We start from the raw sequence: 18,655 nt of genomic DNA, 5'->3' as shown, positions 1-18,655 counted from the left end.
TGATGTTTCTGTCCATGTATACTTCCGGTCAATCTGAAAGAAAATTGATTCGTGACGGAAATCAATTATACAAGGAGAAAAAATTCGCTGAGGCTGAATCAGCATATAAAAAGTCACTTGGCGCAAATAATAAATCCATTCCGGGAAATTACAATCTTGGTAATTCTCTTTACAAACAAGGCAAATTTGAAGACGCGGAAAAACAATTTGAAACAATTGCAGGAGATAAATCGCTGAATGAGGATCAGAAGGCGATGTTGTACCACAATATGGGAAATTCACTGCTCAAGGATCAGAAATACGAGGAGAGTATTAAAGCATATAAAAACTCATTGAAATTAAATCCAAAAGACAACGACACACGTTACAATCTCGCCTATGCGCAAGCCCGATTGCAACAACAGCAGCAACAACAACAACAGAACAAAGATCAACAAAACAAGGATCAGCAAAACAAAGACAAAAAGGACCAGCAGGATCAGAAAAAAGACCAGCAGGATCAAAAGAAGGATGATCAGCAGCAGGAAATGAATAAGAAAGAGCAAAACCAGGCGCAAAAGAAAAAGGAGATCTCAAAAGAAGATGCAGAGAAAATTTTGCAGGCTTTAAATAATGACGAAAAAAACACTCAGAAAAAACTAACTAAAAAACAACCCGTCAAAGTTAGTATTGAAAAGGAGTGGTAATCACTATTATGATCTGCGAAACATCATCTGAACTTACAGATTATGATCCAACCCATTCAAACAAAACGCTTGTTACTTCGTCAGATCACTGAAAAAGATGCCAGATCTATGTTTGAACTCAACGAAGATCCGGATGTTGTCAGGTATACCGGAAATAAAGGCTATCGGGATTTACAAGAGGTTCTGGATTTTATACATTCTTATGATCAATATGAAAAATACAAAGTCGGCAGAATGACCATGATTGAAAGTTCAACCGGAGAGTATATTGGCTGGTGCGGATTAAAATTTCTGGAGGAAATTAATGAAATTGACATCGGATACCGTTTGAAAAAAAAATATTGGGGAAAAGGATATGCAACTGAATCTTCCATTGCAATCCTGGATTATGGTTTTTTGAGTCTTGGCCTGAAAAGGATTGTTGGAAGGGCAATCCGGGACAACGTAAAATCCACACACATTCTGAAAAAACTCGGGATGAAATTTGAGAAAGAATTCGAAGAACATGGGTACATTTGTGAGCAGTATGTCCTCACAGGACCCGAATGGAAAGAAATAAGAAAATCGTTTTCCGGAAAGAATGAATAAAATTGTGATGAGTACGATTTTAAGTTTAAAACAAACCGCCAGAAATCAGCATCTCCGGCTGACTTCCGATGCATTTCGGATCGGTTGGATTTTCTCCTTTTTTCTCCTTTTAGTTAGCGTAAAAGTGAATGCGGAAGCAGAGAAATTTTCTGCAACTGTTTCGTCCAACACTGTGAACGTTGGCGACCAGATCCAGATCACATTTACATTGAGCGGAAATGGAAGTAATTTTCGTGCTCCCTCATTCTCTGACTTTAATGTTCTGGCGGGACCAAGCCAATCCTCTCAGGTTCAAATTGTCAATGGTAGTTTCTCACAAACAATTTCCATTACTTATGTTCTTCAGGCTATAAAAGAAGGAACATTTAAAATCGGAAGCGCGGAGATTACAGCAAATAATAACAAAATGCTGAGCAATACTCTAACAATTACCGTCGCCAAAGGATCCGGACAAAATTCAGGTGGAAATGCCCAGGGCAAACAAGGCGGAGGCTCTGATGGTACCATGAGCGGTGGAAAAAATGTGTTTCTCAAAGCGACCGTGGATAAATCCAATCCCTATATCGGTGAGGGTATTGTTGTTACCTATAAGTTGTACACCAAAGTAAATCTGGTTTCTTATAACATCGACAAAATCCCCGCGATGAGCGGATTCTGGAATCAGGAGATTGCATTGCCACAGCAACTGGAATTTCACTCTGAAAATGTTGACGGAGTCGCGTACAAAGTCGCGGATGTAAAAAAGCTCGTTGTTTTTCCTCAGCGTTCCGGAAATCTTCAACTGGATCCTATGGAAGGAGAAGTCATTGCGCGCGTTCAGGTAAAACGTCAATCGCATAGTAATGATCCATTCGATCAGTTTTTCAGCGATCCTTTTTTCAACAATCCCTTCTTTAACAACAATCTTCAGGATGTGAAGGTTCAGATAAAAAGCGATCCGATCCGTATTAATGTAAAAGACCTACCAGCCAATGCTCCGACGTCCTTTAACGGTGCTGTAGGTAAACTGAATTACGAAGTGAGCCTGGATAAAAGTGAAACAAAAGCTCACGAACCTGTCACCTTAAAAATTAAAATCAGTGGAAAGGGAAATATCAAATTATTGGAATCACCAAAAATTGATTTCCCACCGGATTTTGAATCCTATGATCCAAAAGAATCATCCAATATCACTGCTACTACTGCCGGTGTTTCAGGAAGCAAGACTTACGAATACCTGATTATCCCGAGAAATCCGGGCGAATTTAAAATTCCGATACCTGCATTTTCATTTTTCGATCTTGAAAAGAAACAATACCAGGAAGTCTCCAAACCTGAACTAATTCTCAAGGTTGGTAAAGGAGATGAAAGTGTTAGTAGTAGTGTAGTGACAGGTGTGAGTAAATCGGATCTTCAGATTCTTGGAAAAGATATCCGTTTTATCAAAACCAATGATCCTGCCTTTATTCAAAGTACCACTCCCCTCTTTGGTTCGCCGGTTTTCTATGCGTTTGCATCAACTCCGTTTGTTCTGTTTGCATTGGTGTTACTCGTTAGAAGAAGAAATCTTGCGATGCAAAGCAATCAGTCATTGCTCAAGAGTCAGCGTGCAAACAGAGTGGCTCTGAAACGCCTGAGCCAGGCAAAGAAATTATTGGCAACAAACGAGAAAGAAAAATTCCTGGACGAAATGTTCAAGGCACTCTGGGGTTTTGTGAGTGATAAATTACAAATTCCTGTTTCGGGATTATCCAGAGAATCTGCATCCGAAGCTCTCGCTGCACGCGATGTTCAGCCTGAACTGATCCGTCAGTTTAGTGAAACGATAGACAGTTGTGAATTCGCACGTTTCGCGGGAAGTACCGGTGACAGCAATGAAGTGATCTACCAAAAAGGAATTGAAGTGATTTCTAAATTAGAACAAGCCATACGTAGTTAAATGGAAAAGCGCATTTCAACTAAACTTTTCATTTTCTTCCTTCTGGTCGGGATCACGGCAATCGTATCGCCTGCTTTTTCGGCTGGTAAAGAATTGGACGTTTATCACCAGGGAAATATTGCATATCAAAAAAGCGATTATACTTCCGCGATCAATTTGTACGGTGAACTTGTCCGCTCAGGAAATATTTCCACTGAATTGTATTTCAATCTTGGGAATGCCTATTTCAAAAGTGATAGTCTGGCAAAAGCTATCTTGTTTTACGAGAGGGCAAAAAAACTGAGTCCGGATGACGAAGATATTCGTGTGAATCTTTCTATTGCTGCCCTGCGAGTCGTTGACAAAATTGATCCCCTTCCTCAGATCTTTTACAAACGTTGGCTGCTTGGATTAGCAACATGGATTTCTGCTGACAGCTGGTCCGGAATTTTTTTAATCCTGCTCTGGCTGGCATTCCTATCTTCGATGTTGTACATCTTTGCAAGAACTGTAATGCTCAAAAAAATATCCTTCATTCTGATTTTTGGTTTTCTCTTTCTTGCCGGCGGCACCTTCCTGATCGCGCGTGAAAGTCATGCGGTGAATAATCTCGATTTACAGGGAGTAGTCATGGCCAGTTCAGCATACATCAAGAGTTCTCCGGATGAAAAAGGCAGTGATCTTTTCATTTTGCACGAAGGAGCAAAAGTCGATGTATTTGAAACCATGAATGGCTGGCAAAAGATCCGAACCGCGAATGGAAGTGTTGGCTGGATTGCAAAATCCCAATTAGAAATTATATAAGGACTGATTGGATTCCTTTGGGAATACAAACGTTCTTAATCTCCCTGATGAAAAAAATTTGTCTGCTCAGTGACACACATGCTTATCTTGATCAGCGGATAATTGATCATGTAATGGAATGTGATGAAGTTTGGCATGCAGGAGATATCGGATCCATGGAAGTTTCAGAGAAGCTTGGTAAGTTGAAACCATTGCGGGCAGTCTATGGAAATATTGACGGACAGGATCTCCGATCCATGCATCCGGAAGAGTTGTTCTTTGATTGTGAAGGAATGAAAATATTCATCACTCACATTGGCGGATATCCGGGCGCCTTTGTTCCAAAGGCCAGAAAAAAAATTGAAACCCTGCAACCTGACATTTTTATTTGTGGACATTCACATATTCTGAAAGTGATTCCGGATCCAAAATACAAGTTGTTACACATGAATCCCGGGGCTGCAGGAAAACACGGTTTTCACAAAATCAGGACACTTCTGAAATTTTCAATTGACAAAGGTAAAATTCAGAACCTGCAAGCCGTGGAATTGGGACTCCGCGGATCGATTGATTCCTAGCGCAGCCGGTCAGCCGAACGCACCAATTCGTCATCTTTCCGGATATTGTAGTTTGCCAGGAAGAGAAATAGAATAACAAAAAAAGGAAGGTAAGCTCCATAACGAAAATGAATCTGTTGGTTCATCCCCGATGATAATGTATCAGCCGCGAAATACAGAAGTACCATCAATACACTGGTAAGCAGAATATTCAGCCGACAAATCCTCATTTGCAGTGACCGGTTTTTATAAAGGAAAATTGCAAGCAAAGAGAATGCGGCAATGGCTCCATTGATGATCATGAGCAAGGTGTTGTTGGCGATTGTCAGATCCTTTATAGGACCTGAAGGTGCCGAATCAGCAGAAACCTGGGCTAATTCTGAAAAGCCATAAACCGGCAAAAAATAAAGAAGGACCGACAGGACGATGACACCCAGTAAGAACAGGCTTTGGATACGTTGGATCATAGGATGGCTAAAATGTTGCGCAAATAACGGGGTTTTTAATGAATACAAAAACCGGTAAACAGGCAATTCCTGGCACTATTGTTAAAGAAAATGTTAGTTTTTTTTCAAAATAATCTTGTATACATAAATAAAAAGGTCTATACTTGTCGTGAAATTCTCCTCCGATCCGGATTTTTTAATTATCCGTTCTGGTATTTTCCCCTCAAATTTACGGTCTAATACTTATCAGTTAAAGTTTCAATTATCCTAGTGATCTTCTGCGTTTTTTCAGAAATCCGTTAGCCTTACAGAATCCATAATGTCTTCCTGACATTTCCAACAAACATCCCTTTTCATGTACGACATTCTCGAATTGAATGACAAACTCGTCAATGAGTTAAAAGAAATTGCCCGTTTGATGAACATCCCGAATTACGATGAACTTCGTAAACAGGAACTCATCTACAAAATCCTGGACCAACAGGCATTAAACCCTACTGCAAGTAATTCCATTAAGGAAGCACTGGGTGGCAAATTTGGCAAAACCGAAAAAGTTGAGGTGAAAGAACACAAGGAGCCAAGGGCTGCTCGTGAACCAAAAGAACCCAAAGAACCAAAGGAACACAAAGAGCACAAGGAGCCCAGAGAACATAAAGAGCCTCGGGAACATAAAGAAGCTAAGGAAGCTAAAGCTGCTCCTGTTGTTTCGAATGCAGATACTGATGATGCCGGTGGTCGTCCAAAAAGAAAACGGGTAAGTCCTCTTACCGGTGAAACAACCATCGTAAAATCAGCACCCGTTCAACTGGAGCCCAGCGTAAAAATTCCTCCTGCACGCCAGGAACCTGCACCTCCTCCACCAGCACCGGTTGTTTCTGAACGAACCTACGAACCTGAGCAAAGAACTTATGTTCCCCGCAATAACGATCATGACCGTTCCAATTTCCGTCCGCGAAGAGACATTCAAAATTCAGCGCCGACACCGGAACCTCCTACTGAACTTGACAGTGTAATTGTTGCTGAAGGTGTACTGGAAATCATGCCTGACGGTTTTGGATTTCTTCGCTCCAGCGACTTCAACTACCTCACTTCTCCTGATGATGTTTATGTTTCACAATCACAGATAAAACTCTTCGGCCTGAAAACCGGTGATACTGTGCGTGGATCTGTTCGTCCTCCCCGTGAAGGAGAAAAATATTTCCCCCTGACAAAAGTTGATTTTATCAATGGGCAGGATCCGGCTTTTGTCCGTGACCGTGTACATTTCGATTTTCTTACTCCACTCTTCCCACAGGAAAAACTGAACCTGACCGGTGACCGCGCCAATTATTCCACGCGAATCATGGATATGTTCACTCCTATCGGAAAAGGACAACGTGGTTTGATTGTCGCTCAGCCGAAAACCGGTAAAACAATGCTCCTCAAAGATGTCGCGAATGTTATCGCGGCCAATCATCCGGAAGTATACATGATCATCCTTTTGATTGATGAACGTCCGGAAGAGGTTACCGATATGGCCCGCAATGTAAAAGCGGAAGTGGTTGCGTCAACATTCGATGAACCGGCTGAACGCCATGTAAAAATCGCTAACATCGTTCTCGAAAAAGCGAAACGTATGGTGGAATGTGGTCACGATGTGGTAATCCTGCTCGACTCCATCACCCGACTCGCTCGTGCATACAATACTGTTGCCCCTGCCAGCGGAAAAGTGCTCTCCGGTGGTGTGGAAGCAAATGCATTGCACAAACCAAAACGTTTCTTCGGTTCAGCAAGGAAAATCGAAAATGGCGGAAGTCTTACCATCATTGCCACTGCTCTGATCGATACCGGATCCAGAATGGATGAAGTGATCTTTGAAGAATTCAAAGGTACCGGTAACATGGAATTGCAGCTCGACCGCAAACTGGCCAACAAACGTATCTTCCCTGCTATCGATCTTGTCGCATCCAGTACCCGTCGTGAAGATATGTTGCTGGATAAGGAAATGCTTCAGAGAATGTGGATTCTGCGTAATCACCTTGCAGATATGAATCCACTCGAAGCAATGGAATTCCTGCTTGCGCAAATGAGAGGAACAAAATCGAATGAAGAATTCCTGGTATCCATGAATGGATAGTTTATTCTTCTTCAGAAATATTCTTTATTAGAAATACAAAAGGGCGATTTACTATCGCCCTTTTGTATTTCTAAAAACCTGAGATCACTATTGCATTTCTCCTGATAAAACGATTTGTACTCCGGGAACAGGATGTTGACCTTTCGCTACCATCGCTTTCGCGACTTTTTGAACCGAAATCCCTTTGTAGTTTTTGAGAGGACCGATGAACAAAAACGATAATGCTTTTGCAACAATTATTCCCGCCTTCTCTGCAGGTCGGCTTTCTTTCCTGTCACCAATAAGCAACGATGGCCTGAAAAAACTTATTGAAGGGATTTGGCATTTCGAAATATCCCTCTCCACTTCACCTTTCACACGACTATAAAAAACTGATGAAGAAGGATCAGCTCCCATCGCGGTGATACAAAGAAAATTTTTCACATTCTGTTGTACCGACAACAATGCCAGTGCCATTGGAAATTCATAATCTACTTTGCGAAAAGCTTCTTTTGATTTTGCTTTTTTAATGGTGGTACCCAAACAACAAAACACCGTATCTATATCTTTAAAACAATCGGAAGAGGCGGCAAGATTTTCGAAATCTACCTGTACTTGTTGCAGCACCGGGTTTGCATTTTCAATTGGTCTCCTTACCAGAACAATGATTTTTTCGATGGTAGGGATGTTCTGCAATTCTCTTAACACTTCAGTACCAACCAATCCACTGGCACCTGCAATCAGTACTTTTCTCATTTTGACAGACTTTTTAACAAAAAAATATTTTTTGTTGATAATTAAAAATAGCTGAAATCCCGATAAATTAAGGCTTTCGGGATTATGTGCCTCAAAATACGTTGATTTTTGATATCCTTTGCATTGTAAACCAACACCTTCCACAGTTTCTATCCAGAATCTTTTTGATTTTTTGCAGGTGAAACACAACCCCTGAAAGCCTTATCCAGCAAGGCTTGCGAGCTTCATGGGAATTGGAAAATCGCAATGCTTCCGCATGAATGTCCAGCATCATCAGAAAAATTCAACTTACTAATAAACTTAATATGGTAAATAAGACCACCTACCCCCGTGTATTATTTATGCTTGTGATTTATTTATTGGTGAATGCACCTGGTTCACACGCACAAACCACAATTAAATCATCACCATCGCGAGCATTTGAAATGGCTTGTGGCACACCATCAGGATTAACGACCAGCAACATTACCACCACATCGGTTGTATTAAACTGGTCAGCAGTCGCCGGAGCTACAAATTATACTGTTCAGTATAAAAAATCAGGACAAGTTTCATGGACTTCTATCACTGCGAACAATACAAGTAAGACTATTTCCTCATTGATCAGTGGCGCTGCTTATGAATTCCGTGTAAAATCAAATTGTAGTTACGGAGTTGGTATGTATTCTGCCAAACACACTTGTTCAACTCAGGCAATTTCCTGTTCCGTTCCGGATGTCAATTTGTTTTCTTCAACAAATATTGCTGCTTCCTCGTGTACTGTAAGTTGGGCAGCTGTATCGGGTGCCCTAAGTTATTCTGTTCAATACCGAATCCGAAACAGCGGTTCCGGTTGGAATTCCGTCACGACAGCAACGAATTCAACCATACTCAACTCACTGACACCACTCACACTTTATGAATTTCAGGTAAGTACAAATTGCAGTTCAGGTTCAAGCGCATATTCGAGCCCTGGTATTTTCACAACTATTGCTAATCCTTGCACTGTCACAGATGTCAACTATTTTTCCTCGACGAATATCACGGCAGGTTCCTGTACTGTCGGCTGGGCCGCGGTAACAGGTGCGACAAGTTACAATGTTCAATATCGTATACGAAATTCCGGCAGTTCCTGGACTACATCAAATGCCACAACAAATTCACATAATCTGACAGGATTGTCTGCAACAACGCTCTATGAATTCCAGGTACAAACAGTTTGCAGCGGCGGAACAAGCTCTTATTCATCACCCGGAATTTTCACAACCGCTTCTGGCGCTTCCTGCGGAACTCCTTCCGGCTTGAATGTCAGCAGCCTCAATGCATCCGGAGCTACTCTCAACTGGACCGCTGTTAGCGGAGCCGTCAGCTATTCCATTCAATACAGAGCAACAGGTAGCACTTCCTGGACGAGTACGACTTCAACAGCAGCAAGTAAACCGCTCTCAGGTTTGAATGCAAATACTGAATACGAATTCCAGGTACAAAGTGTATGTGGTTCAGCAAACAGCGCTTATTCTTCAGTTAGCAACTTTACGACCTCTGCAATCAGTGGAGCAGCATTGCCTGTTCCGGATCACATTGTCATCTGTATTCTTGAAAATCATGCCTTCGAGCAAATCATTGGCAATAGTGCAGCTCCACACATCAATGCTTTGGCAAATGATGTGATGAGCGCTAATTTTACAGAGTCCTACGGACTGACCCATCCAAGCCAGCCGAATTACCTCTTATTCTTTTCCGGTGCGAATCAGGGTGTCACTGACAATACAATGCCCGGTTCCCATTTTACAAGCATGAACCTGGGTGCTGCCCTTCAGAATGCAGGGCGTACATTTGTCACCTACTCTGAAGGGTTACCGAGTGTTGGTTACGATGGTGAAGCAAGCGGAGCTTATGTTCGCCGTCACAATCCTGTCGCTAATTGGATGGGTACCGGAACAAATCAATTAAGCACATCAACCAACCAGCCATTCACTGCATTCCCGGGTAATTATGCGAACCTGCCTACCGTAAGTTATGTGGTTCCAAACCTTACAAATGGTATGCATGACGGAACCGGAAATACCGCGATTACTACAGGAGACAATTGGGTGAATACTTACATGATGCCGTATGTTCAATGGGCCAGAACACACAATAGCCTCTTCATTCTGACTTTTGACGAAGACGATAACCTTCACAGCAATCATATCCCTACTATTTTTTCCGGTCAAATGGTAGTTCAGGGACAATATGCAACCGGAATCAACCATTACAACATACTCAGAACCATTGAAGACATGTATGGTCTGGCTCACTCGGGTGCCGCTGCTTCCAACACTCCAATTCACGGTTGCTGGACAACAGGATTCAGAAATAACAATGTGAGTGCAGAAGCTATCAAGGAAACCGACTGGAGCATTTATCCAAATCCTGTCTATCATCAGGCATCCATCGCTTATGATCTGGTGAATTCATCACCTGTTGAATACAAAATTCTTGATCTTACAGGAAATCAAATTTATTCTGAAAACCTGGGTACACAAAGTGAAGGTCACTATGAATTTAAACTTCCGTTATCAGAATTAAAACTGGCGAATGGAATTTACTTTGTTGAGATGCACATTAACAACCAACGTTCAGTAAGAAGATTTGTAAAATCTCAGGATTAAAATATTTATTCCACAAAAAAATCCCGGTAAAATATTTTACCGGGATTTTTTTGTTTCTATTGTCAAAGTAAATCTCTTTTCTCTTTTTCAGATACAAATTTTACATCGATGGCATTTTTAACTTTCTCCTTGAGGAGCGCCAGCTGAATTACTTCTATCATCTCAGAAACATAGTGGAAACGTAAATCCTTTATGTAGTCTTTTCGGATTTCTTCGATGTCTTTTTTATTGTCAGCAGATAAAATTACATCCTTGATCCCTGCTCTTTTCGCGGCGAGAATTTTCTCTTTGATACCACCAACGGGAAGTACTCTTCCCCTCAATGTGATCTCTCCGGTCATGGCCATCTGGTTTTTAACTTTACGTTGCGTGAACGCGGATGCTAGTGCAGTCAACATCGTAACACCTGCTGAAGGACCATCTTTTGGTGTAGCACCTTCCGGAACGTGAATGTGTACATCCCACTGATCAAAAATGCGCGGATCCAGTGACAATTGATCGGAATGTGATTTCAGATAAGCCATCGCGATCGTCGCGGATTCTTTCATCACCTCACCGAGGTTTCCGGTGATGGTCAGGCGTCCTTTTCCTTTACTCAGACTGACTTCCACAAAAAGAATATCACCACCAACAGATGTCCATGCAAGTCCGGTTACGACACCGGCAACATCATTTCCCTGGTATTTGTCCTGCTGGAATATCGGCGCACCAAGAATGCGTGTGATGTCAGCTTCAGCGATGACAGGATTGTACTCCTCTTCCATTGCAACATTTTTTGCCAGACCACGGATGATCGCGGCAATTTTCTTTTCCAATCCCCGAACACCTGATTCGCGCGTATAACGCTCGATCATGTATTCAATCATTTTAGGCGAAAGTTTTACATGCTCCTTTTTCAGACCATGGGCTTCAAGTTGCTTTGGAATGAGATGTTTGATCGCGATCTGTACTTTTTCTTCCAGCGTATAACCATTGATTTCAATAATCTCCAAACGATCCAGCAGAGCAGGTTGTACACGGCTCAGGGAATTTGCTGTAGCGATGAACAATACATTTGACAGATCATAATCCGTCTCAACATAGTTATCGTAGAATGTGTTGTTTTGTTCCGGATCGAGTACTTCCAGCAATGCGGAAGAAGGATCTCCATGAAAATCATTACCAAGCTTATCAATTTCATCCAATACAAAAACCGGATTGGACGATTTTGCCTTTTTGATATTCTGAATAATTCTTCCTGGCATTGCACCGATATAGGTCTTGCGATGTCCACGGATTTCAGCTTCATCACGCAAACCACCCAATGACATCCGGACATATTTACGTCCCAATGCTCTTGCAATCGATTTTCCCAGAGATGTTTTTCCGACTCCCGGAGGACCGTACAGACACATAATCGGGGACTTCATGTCACGTTTCAACTTCAGTACAGCGAGGTATTCAAGGATTCTTGCCTTCACTTTTTCAAGACCATAATGATCCTTGTCCAGAATTTTCTGGGCGTGCTTCAAATCAAAATTATCATTGGTATACTCGCTCCAGGGAAGATCTAAAAGAAGTTCAAGGTAATTGATCAAGACTGAATATTCCGCCGCGGCAGGATTCATTCGTGACAAACGATCACATTCTTTATTGAAAACCTCTTCTACTTCCTTGGTCCATTTTTTCACCCGGCCACGTTCGCGCAATTCAGTAACTTCCCGGTCGGGAGAATTTCCACCCAATTCTTCCTGAATGGTGCGTAACTGCTGGTTAAGGAAATATTCGCGTTGTTGCTTGTCGATATCCGTACGCACCTTGCTTTGAATCTGATTTTTCAGTTCAAGCATTTGCAATTCTTTACTAAGATGTTCAAGCACACGGGTAGCACGTTCCTTATGATCTGCAATCTCGAGCAATTCCTGTTTTTTACCTACATCCAGATTACTGTTGGAAGAAATGAAATTAATCAGGAATGTATGACTTTCGATATTTCGAATAGCAAATGCGGCATCGGAAGGAATGTTCGGACTTTGCTGAATGATTTGCAATGCAAGGTCCTTCAGTGAAGCGACCACCGCCATGAATTCTTTATCGGTCGTACTTGCCTTGGTTTCCGGAAAAGCTTTCACTGTGCAACGGATATACGGTTCCGACTGTACGCATTTGTCAAGTTTGAATCTACGCTTACCCTGAATGATGATGGTTGTATTTCCATCCGGCATGCGCAGCATTTTTAAAACATGCGCGACTGTACCCACTGAATTCAGGTCTTCGAATTTTGGATCTTCAATACCCACATCCCTTTGCGCGACAACGCCGATTATTTTTTCGCCTTTGTATGCGTCTTTGATCAGGTTGATGGATTTATCGCGACCAACAGTAATTGGAATCACTACTCCGGGAAAGAGTACTGTATTTCGTAATGGCAGGATGGAGAGAATATCCGGAATATCCTGCTGATTCATCTGATCCTCGTCTTCCTGGGAAAGCAGAGGGATAAATTCCGTATCGTCATCGATAATATTCGAGAGATCAAGCGGATTCAGCATGTTTGGATCGTGAATTGTCATGAATAATTGAATTAATTAACGTCAGGATGGCAGAAAATTGAAGCCATTTTGAGTGCATTTGAGCAGTCGAAATCCGTGCCATCAGTGAAATGTGCCAAAACGCAGGACGATTCTTGCAAAAAGATTGAGGAATCTTTCAAAAACGGATGAATTGACAGCAAATTTTGCTTTTCAGGGTATAAATTTCGGTTAAAATATGAATCCCGCAACATCTCTGATAAACCTGTGAAACCCTGTACGCTTTCATTGGGTATTAAGCAGGAATCTTAGTAGGTTTGCACCCTTCTTATGGAACAAAATCCCTTGTCCCGCCGCGTGACTTCCCTGGCTGAAAGCCAGACAATTGGAATGTCCAAACTGAGCCGGGAGTTATCTGCGAAAGGAATCGATATCGTAAATCTTAGTCTTGGCGAACCTGATTTCGTCACTCCCCAACATATCCGGGAAGCTGCCAAGAAAGCCATCGATGATGGTTATACGTTTTACGCTCCGATCTCCGGGTATGCTGAGCTGCGCAAAGCAGTTTCCGCAAAATTCAAACGCGAGAATAATCTCGATTACAATCCTGATCAGGTAGTAATTTCTACCGGAGCCAAGCAATCCATCGCGAATGTGGTGCTTTGTCTTGTTAATCCTGGTGATGAAGTAATTATTCCGCTGCCTTATTGGGTCAGTTATATTGAGATTGTCAAACTTGCTGAAGGTGTGACTGTGCCCATTCACACAACAGTTCAATCGGAATTCAAAATAACACCAGAGCAACTTGAAGCAGCGATCACACCGAAGACCAAGCTCTTCATCTTTTCCTCTCCCTGCAATCCAACCGGTTCGGTATATACACGCGATGAATTAAAAGCACTGGCGGAAGTTTTTGCAAAACATCCCAATGTGTTTATTCTCTCGGATGAAATTTACGAGCATATCAATTTTCTTGACACGCATCAAAGCATCGCGCAGTTTGATTTTATAAAAGACCGTGTAATCATTGTCAACGGTGTTTCCAAAGGTTACGCGATGACCGGCTGGCGTATCGGATATATTGGTGCACCAAAATTCATCGCCGAAGCCTGCGACAAGATGCAGGGACAATTTACATCAGCAGCTTCTTCCATTGCACAAAAAGCCGCGGAAGCCGCGCTGACTTTGGATAATCGTCCGACATTAGAAATGAAAGAAGCTTTCCTGCGCAGGAGAAATCTTGTGCTTGGATTGATGAAAGATATTCCCGGTATCATTTTGAATGAACCGAAAGGAGCTTTTTACCTTTTCCCGGATGTTTCATTCTATTTCGGAAAAACGGATGGTGAAACTGTCATTAAAGATGCTTCCGATCTATGCATGTATCTGCTCCACAAAGGCCATGTGAGCCTGGTGACAGGTGATGCTTTCGGAGAACCGAACTGTTTACGTTTTTCCTACGCTGCCGCCGATGAAAAACTTGTAGAAGCAGTGAAACGAATTCGTCATGCTTTGTCCTTACTGAAATAATATTGTGAGAAAAAAAAATGATATCCATGAACTGTTCGCCGCTTTCAGCAAATTAAATGTGCTGATTATCGGTGACGTCATGATCGACGCCTACCTCTGGGGAAAGGTTGACAGAATCTCTCCGGAAGCTCCGGTACCTATTGTTTCCATTTCGAAAAAAGAAAACCGACTTGGCGGTGCCGCGAATGTCGCGATCAATATACAGGCACTGGGGGGAACTCCTGTTCTCTGCTCTGTAATTGGAAATGATGCAAATGGCCGATTGTTTATTGATTTGTTGCAGCAACTGGACATGCCTTCAGAAGGAATTTTACAAAGCAACGAAAGACCTACGACTGTAAAAACCCGTGTCATCGGAAATAATCACCAGATGCTACGTGTCGACGAAGAAAAGGACGAAGACATCAATACAACGGAAAGAAAGCAACTCATCTCAAGAATTGAAAATATATTATCGAGAAAAAAAATCGATGTCATCATTTTTGAAGATTACGATAAAGGCGTTATCAATAAATCCCTGATTGATTCCGTTGTTAAAAAAGCAAGGAACCTTCAAATTCCTGTTGCTGTTGATCCAAAAAAGCGAAACTTTAATCACTACAAAAATGTTAGTCTTTTCAAACCTAACCTGAAAGAACTCCGGGAAGGAATGAAACTGGATCTGGAAAAAGGTAATTTGCCTGAAATTCAGGAAGCGGTAAAAAAATTGTGCGCGGAACATCACATTGAAACAGCGCTTGTCACATTAAGCGATCGCGGTGTTCTGATTCAAACGGATGAAACCGATGAACTAATACCTGCGCATTTGCGAAATATCGCTGATGTATCAGGAGCCGGCGATACAGTGATCAGTGTAGCTGCGATGTGTCTCGCGCTCAATACAAGTCCGCACCTGTTAGCCTCGCTTGCCAATCTTGCAGGTGGAATGGTTTGTGAAAAAGTAGGAGTTGTTCCTATAGAAAAACAACAATTGCTGGATGAAGCCAAACGCCTGAAACTAACCTGAAATGTCGAGTCACGTTACCCCCTATAAAGATTCCTCGCTGAACAAAAAACAGCAGGTCGCCAGAATGTTTAACAACATCGCCTGGCGATACGATTTCCTGAATCACTTTCTTTCTTTCGGCATCGATCATTACTGGAGAAATCAGGCGATCAAAACATTAAAAGTTAACTCGCCAAAAATAATTCTGGATGTAGCTACAGGAACAGGCGATCTCGCCATTACCGCATTGAAATTAAATCCGGAAAAGATCTATGGAGTGGATATTTCAAGTGATATGCTTGAAATAGGCCGTAAAAAGCTTTTAAAGAAAAATCTTCAGGATAAAATAGAACTACTGGAAGTAGATTCGGAAAAGCTCATTTTTGAAGACAATAAATTCGATGCTGTAACCGTTGGGTTCGGTGTCCGAAATTTTGAAAACCTGGAAAAAGGTCTGAGTGAGATGAGAAGAGTGATTAAACCCGGGGGGAAATTGGTGGTGCTGGAATTTTCACAACCAAAATCTGCCTGGATGCGCGCATTGTATCGCTTCTACTCTACCCGCATCACTCCCTGGCTTGGAAAATTGATTTCAAAAGATCAGGCTGCATATACTTATTTGCACGAATCTGTTAACGCTTTTCCGTATGGCAAAGACTTTACGGATATTCTTGTGAAGACAGGATATCGCAATCCTTCCTTCAAGCCACTTACATTCGGTATAGCCACTGTTTATACTGCCGAGAAATAGAAAAATGAATTCATCAAAATCAAAAGTATTCGCGTCAAACAAACCTATTCAGGTTTGGATGATTCTGCCGTTACTTTTTTTCTGGATGAATACACAGGCACAGATGGATCGAAATCCGATCAATCTCCCAAAATACGACCATCAGGCAATTCACTTTGGTTTTACATTGGGTCTTAACGCGACAAATTTTAAAGTTCAACTGGTTCCTAATTTCAAAACTACTGATTCAATTTATGTTGTTGAATCATCGGCTGTAACAGGATTGAATCTTGGAATTGTCAGTAATCTCCGTATCGGGGAACACTGGGACTTGCGCTTTATTCCTGCTTTGTCATTTGCTCAGCGAAATCTGTATTACGATTGGATCTATCCTGACTCCAGCAACGCGCAATCAGTAAAAACAGTTGAATCGACATATCTGGAATTCCCTTTAGATCTGAAGTTCAAATCAAAGCGTGTCACCAATTACAGAATGTATGTTCTGGCAGGCGCACGCTATTCCATCGACATGGTTTCGCAGGCAAAAGTTCGTGATAAGGACAAGGACATTGTAAAACTGAAGCGCTACGACTATGGTTATGAAATCGGCCTTGGATTTGATTTCTATCTCACTTATTTTAAATTCAGTCCGGAAATAAAAATGTTCAATGGCCTGAACAATCTTTTGGTAAAAGACAACAGCCGTTACGCGAGTCCGCTTGAAAAATTAAATTCAAAAATATTCCTTGTTTCCTTTTTATTTGAATAATGATCTTCAGACAATGATTTAATAAAAATATACATGATCAAGCAACTTGAGCTCGTCCTTCTTCCCGAAGAGGCAGCAGACCAAGGCAAACAGTTGCAGCAAGCCTCAGCGCTTCTTTCTGTTCCCCTTTCCCGAATAAATTATCTCCGCGTTCTGAAACGCTCTATTGACGCGCGTTCCAGACAAGTCAAAATCCGTTTGCTGGCGGAAGTTTTTATCGATGAGGCCGCACCTCCGGTTCAATCTCCTGCAACATTATTTCATTTTGAAAAAGATGTGAGCAAGGCTCCTGCAGTTCATATTGTAGGTTTTGGACCTGCCGGAATGTTTGCCGCACTCCGGCTTATCGAACTCGGTTATAAACCAATTGTACTGGAACGTGGCAAGGATGTACGCAGCAGAAGACGTGACCTGGCTACATTGAATAAAGAAGGCGAAGTGAACCCTGACAGTAACTATTGTTTTGGTGAAGGCGGAGCCGGAACGTATTCGGACGGAAAATTGTATACACGATCGGGAAAACGTGGAGATATTCAACGCATACTTTCAATACTCGTGATGCATGGAGCCAATCCTGACATTCTTGTGGATGCTCATCCTCATATTGGAACCAATAAGTTACCACAATTGGTACATGCTGTCAGGGAAACAATTCTGAAAGCAGGCGGAGAAGTGCATTTCAATACACGACTTACGGACATTGAAATCAAAGACCAGTCAGTCACTTCCATCCTGACAAAGGATGTGACCACTAATGAAGAAAAATCCTGGCCATGCAAATCCATTATTCTTGCAACAGGACATTCCGCACGAGATATTTATGAATTGCTTGAAAAAAGAAATATCCGGATAGAAGCAAAACCTTTCGCTCTTGGTGTCAGAGTTGAACATCCTCAATCGATTATTGATGAAGTTCAATACCATTCTCCGAAACGTAGTGAATTCCTGCCCCCGGCAAGTTACTCTCTCACCTGCCAGGTGAATGACCGTGGTGTTTATTCTTTCTGTATGTGTCCGGGAGGAATCATCGCTCCGGCTGCTACAGATAAAAATGAAATTGTTGTGAACGGCTGGTCCCCTTCACGTCGCAACAATCCATTCGCGAATTCAGGAATGGTGGTTAGCGTTGGTGAAAAAGATTTTCTTCCATTTAAAAATCACGGAGCCTTATCTGCGCTCCGCTATCAGCAGGAAGTTGAACAAAATGCTTTCCATGCCGGAGGAGGAAAATTAAAAGCTCCCGCTCAGCGTCTCATTGATTTTACAGAAAATAAATTCTCTTCTTCTCTTCCGGAATGTTCTTATGTTCCCGGAATTACTTCTGTGCTTCTCGACAAAGTATTACCAAAAGATGTTACTTCAGCGTTGCGTGAAGGATTAAAATTCTTTGGAAAGAAAATGAAACCGTATTTTACAAATGAAGCTGTACTTGTTGCTACTGAATCAAGAACTTCTTCACCGGTCCGGATACCACGTGACAAAGAAACCCTACAACATCCTGAAATCAAAGGCCTCTTTCCCTGCGCAGAAGGTGCCGGTTACGCCGGTGGAATTGTTTCCGCAGCAATGGATGGAGAACGCTGTGCGGAAGCAGCGGGGGGATTTTAGATTTTTGATTTTAGATTGTAGATTGTAGATTGTAGATTGTGGATTGTGTGCTGTGAAGGGAGGATGTTTTTTTCTATCTTTA

The 18,655-nt window shown here is 42.0% G+C and carries 15 protein-coding genes; 12 read left to right on the top strand and 3 right to left on the bottom strand.

The features are described from left to right. Positions 1–2 precede the first annotated feature (2 nt). Genes IPP86_12335 through IPP86_12315 form a run of 5 tightly spaced genes read left to right on the top strand, consistent with a single transcriptional unit; the run spans position 3 to position 4,532 of the window. Positions 3–686, top strand: coding sequence for a tetratricopeptide repeat protein (locus IPP86_12335; GenBank protein MBL0139298.1), 684 nt, complete (start codon positions 3–5; stop codon positions 684–686). A gap of 42 nt (positions 687–728) precedes the next feature. Then, positions 729–1,274: a GNAT family N-acetyltransferase gene (locus IPP86_12330; protein ID MBL0139297.1), complete on the top strand. Its 546-nt coding sequence runs from the start codon at positions 729–731 to the stop codon at positions 1,272–1,274. Further along, complete coding sequence (locus IPP86_12325) at positions 1,267–3,192, top strand: protein BatD (protein ID MBL0139296.1); 1,926 nt, start codon at positions 1,267–1,269, stop codon at positions 3,190–3,192. The genes IPP86_12330 and IPP86_12325 overlap by 8 nt, the downstream gene beginning before the upstream one ends. After that, the gene (locus IPP86_12320) at positions 3,193–3,975 is read left to right on the top strand and encodes a tetratricopeptide repeat protein (protein MBL0139295.1); all 783 of its coding nucleotides are present in this window, start codon (positions 3,193–3,195) and stop codon (positions 3,973–3,975) included. Between the two features lie 47 nt (positions 3,976–4,022). After that, positions 4,023–4,532: a metallophosphoesterase family protein gene (locus IPP86_12315; GenBank protein ID MBL0139294.1), complete on the top strand. Its 510-nt coding sequence runs from the start codon at positions 4,023–4,025 to the stop codon at positions 4,530–4,532. On the opposite strand, the gene IPP86_12310 is transcribed toward IPP86_12315, so the two are convergent. Continuing rightward, positions 4,529–4,978 (bottom strand): DUF4293 domain-containing protein, encoded by a 450-nt coding sequence (locus IPP86_12310; protein ID MBL0139293.1) that lies wholly within the window; start codon positions 4,976–4,978, stop codon positions 4,529–4,531. The two genes, IPP86_12315 and IPP86_12310, sit on opposite strands and share 4 nt — an antisense overlap. 334 nt (positions 4,979–5,312) lie before the next feature. Between IPP86_12310 and rho the strand changes: the two genes are divergently transcribed. Then, positions 5,313–7,073: a transcription termination factor Rho gene (rho, locus tag IPP86_12305; GenBank protein ID MBL0139292.1), complete on the top strand. Its 1,761-nt coding sequence runs from the start codon at positions 5,313–5,315 to the stop codon at positions 7,071–7,073. 87 nt (positions 7,074–7,160) lie between these two features. Here rho and IPP86_12300 read toward each other — a convergent pair whose 3' ends face one another. Beyond that, the gene (locus IPP86_12300; protein MBL0139291.1) at positions 7,161–7,808 is read right to left on the bottom strand and encodes an oxidoreductase; all 648 of its coding nucleotides are present in this window, start codon (positions 7,806–7,808) and stop codon (positions 7,161–7,163) included. 305 nt (positions 7,809–8,113) lie between these two features. Between IPP86_12300 and IPP86_12295 the strand changes: the two genes are divergently transcribed. Further along, positions 8,114–10,441: a fibronectin type III domain-containing protein gene (locus tag IPP86_12295; GenBank protein MBL0139290.1), complete on the top strand. Its 2,328-nt coding sequence runs from the start codon at positions 8,114–8,116 to the stop codon at positions 10,439–10,441. 62 nt (positions 10,442–10,503) lie between these two features. Here the strand turns inward: IPP86_12295 and lon are convergent, their stop codons facing one another. Next, complete coding sequence (gene lon / locus IPP86_12290; protein MBL0139289.1) at positions 10,504–12,972, bottom strand: endopeptidase La; 2,469 nt, start codon at positions 12,970–12,972, stop codon at positions 10,504–10,506. 309 nt (positions 12,973–13,281) lie between these two features. Here lon and IPP86_12285 point away from each other — a divergent pair, with 309 nt between their 5' ends. The 5 genes from IPP86_12285 to IPP86_12265 are packed head-to-tail and all read left to right on the top strand — an operon-like array spanning position 13,282 to position 18,573. Continuing rightward, complete coding sequence (locus tag IPP86_12285; protein MBL0139288.1) at positions 13,282–14,481, top strand: pyridoxal phosphate-dependent aminotransferase; 1,200 nt, start codon at positions 13,282–13,284, stop codon at positions 14,479–14,481. 4 nt (positions 14,482–14,485) lie between these two features. Beyond that, the gene (locus IPP86_12280; protein ID MBL0139287.1) at positions 14,486–15,487 is read left to right on the top strand and encodes a D-glycero-beta-D-manno-heptose-7-phosphate kinase; all 1,002 of its coding nucleotides are present in this window, start codon (positions 14,486–14,488) and stop codon (positions 15,485–15,487) included. Between the two features lies 1 nt (position 15,488). Continuing rightward, positions 15,489–16,217, top strand: coding sequence for a bifunctional demethylmenaquinone methyltransferase/2-methoxy-6-polyprenyl-1,4-benzoquinol methylase UbiE (gene ubiE / locus IPP86_12275; protein MBL0139286.1), 729 nt, complete (start codon positions 15,489–15,491; stop codon positions 16,215–16,217). 4 nt (positions 16,218–16,221) lie between these two features. Then, positions 16,222–16,965: a PorT family protein gene (locus IPP86_12270; protein MBL0139285.1), complete on the top strand. Its 744-nt coding sequence runs from the start codon at positions 16,222–16,224 to the stop codon at positions 16,963–16,965. A 33-nt stretch (positions 16,966–16,998) separates the two neighbouring features. Next, the gene (locus tag IPP86_12265; protein ID MBL0139284.1) at positions 16,999–18,573 is read left to right on the top strand and encodes an FAD-binding protein; all 1,575 of its coding nucleotides are present in this window, start codon (positions 16,999–17,001) and stop codon (positions 18,571–18,573) included. The last annotated feature ends 82 nt before the right edge of the window (positions 18,574–18,655 follow it).

It is taken from the genome of Bacteroidota bacterium (genome assembly GCA_016720935.1).
Lineage (GTDB): Bacteria > Bacteroidota > Bacteroidia > AKYH767-A > 2013-40CM-41-45 > JADKJP01.
This window is presented reverse-complemented; position numbering and strand designations above follow the sequence as displayed.

Bases quoted from the DNA above. Each gene is read 5' to 3' on its own strand.
- IPP86_12330 (MBL0139297.1), top strand. From the start codon at position 729: ATGATCCAACCCATTCAAACAAAACGCTTGTTACTTCGTCAGATCACT.
- rho (MBL0139292.1), top strand. From the start codon at position 5,313: ATGTACGACATTCTCGAATTGAATGACAAACTCGTCAATGAGTTAAAA.
- ubiE (MBL0139286.1), top strand. From the start codon at position 15,489: ATGTCGAGTCACGTTACCCCCTATAAAGATTCCTCGCTGAACAAAAAA.
- IPP86_12285 (MBL0139288.1), top strand. From the start codon at position 13,282: ATGGAACAAAATCCCTTGTCCCGCCGCGTGACTTCCCTGGCTGAAAGC.
- IPP86_12320 (MBL0139295.1), top strand. From the start codon at position 3,193: ATGGAAAAGCGCATTTCAACTAAACTTTTCATTTTCTTCCTTCTGGTC.
- IPP86_12315 (MBL0139294.1), top strand. From the start codon at position 4,023: ATGAAAAAAATTTGTCTGCTCAGTGACACACATGCTTATCTTGATCAG.
- IPP86_12265 (MBL0139284.1), top strand. From the start codon at position 16,999: ATGATCAAGCAACTTGAGCTCGTCCTTCTTCCCGAAGAGGCAGCAGAC.
- IPP86_12295 (MBL0139290.1), top strand. From the start codon at position 8,114: ATGGTAAATAAGACCACCTACCCCCGTGTATTATTTATGCTTGTGATT.
- IPP86_12335 (MBL0139298.1), top strand. From the start codon at position 3: ATGTTTCTGTCCATGTATACTTCCGGTCAATCTGAAAGAAAATTGATT.
- IPP86_12270 (MBL0139285.1), top strand. From the start codon at position 16,222: ATGAATTCATCAAAATCAAAAGTATTCGCGTCAAACAAACCTATTCAG.
- IPP86_12310 (MBL0139293.1), bottom strand. From the start codon at position 4,978: ATGATCCAACGTATCCAAAGCCTGTTCTTACTGGGTGTCATCGTCCTG.
- lon (MBL0139289.1), bottom strand. From the start codon at position 12,972: ATGCTGAATCCGCTTGATCTCTCGAATATTATCGATGACGATACGGAA.
- IPP86_12325 (MBL0139296.1), top strand. From the start codon at position 1,267: ATGAATAAAATTGTGATGAGTACGATTTTAAGTTTAAAACAAACCGCC.
- IPP86_12300 (MBL0139291.1), bottom strand. From the start codon at position 7,808: ATGAGAAAAGTACTGATTGCAGGTGCCAGTGGATTGGTTGGTACTGAA.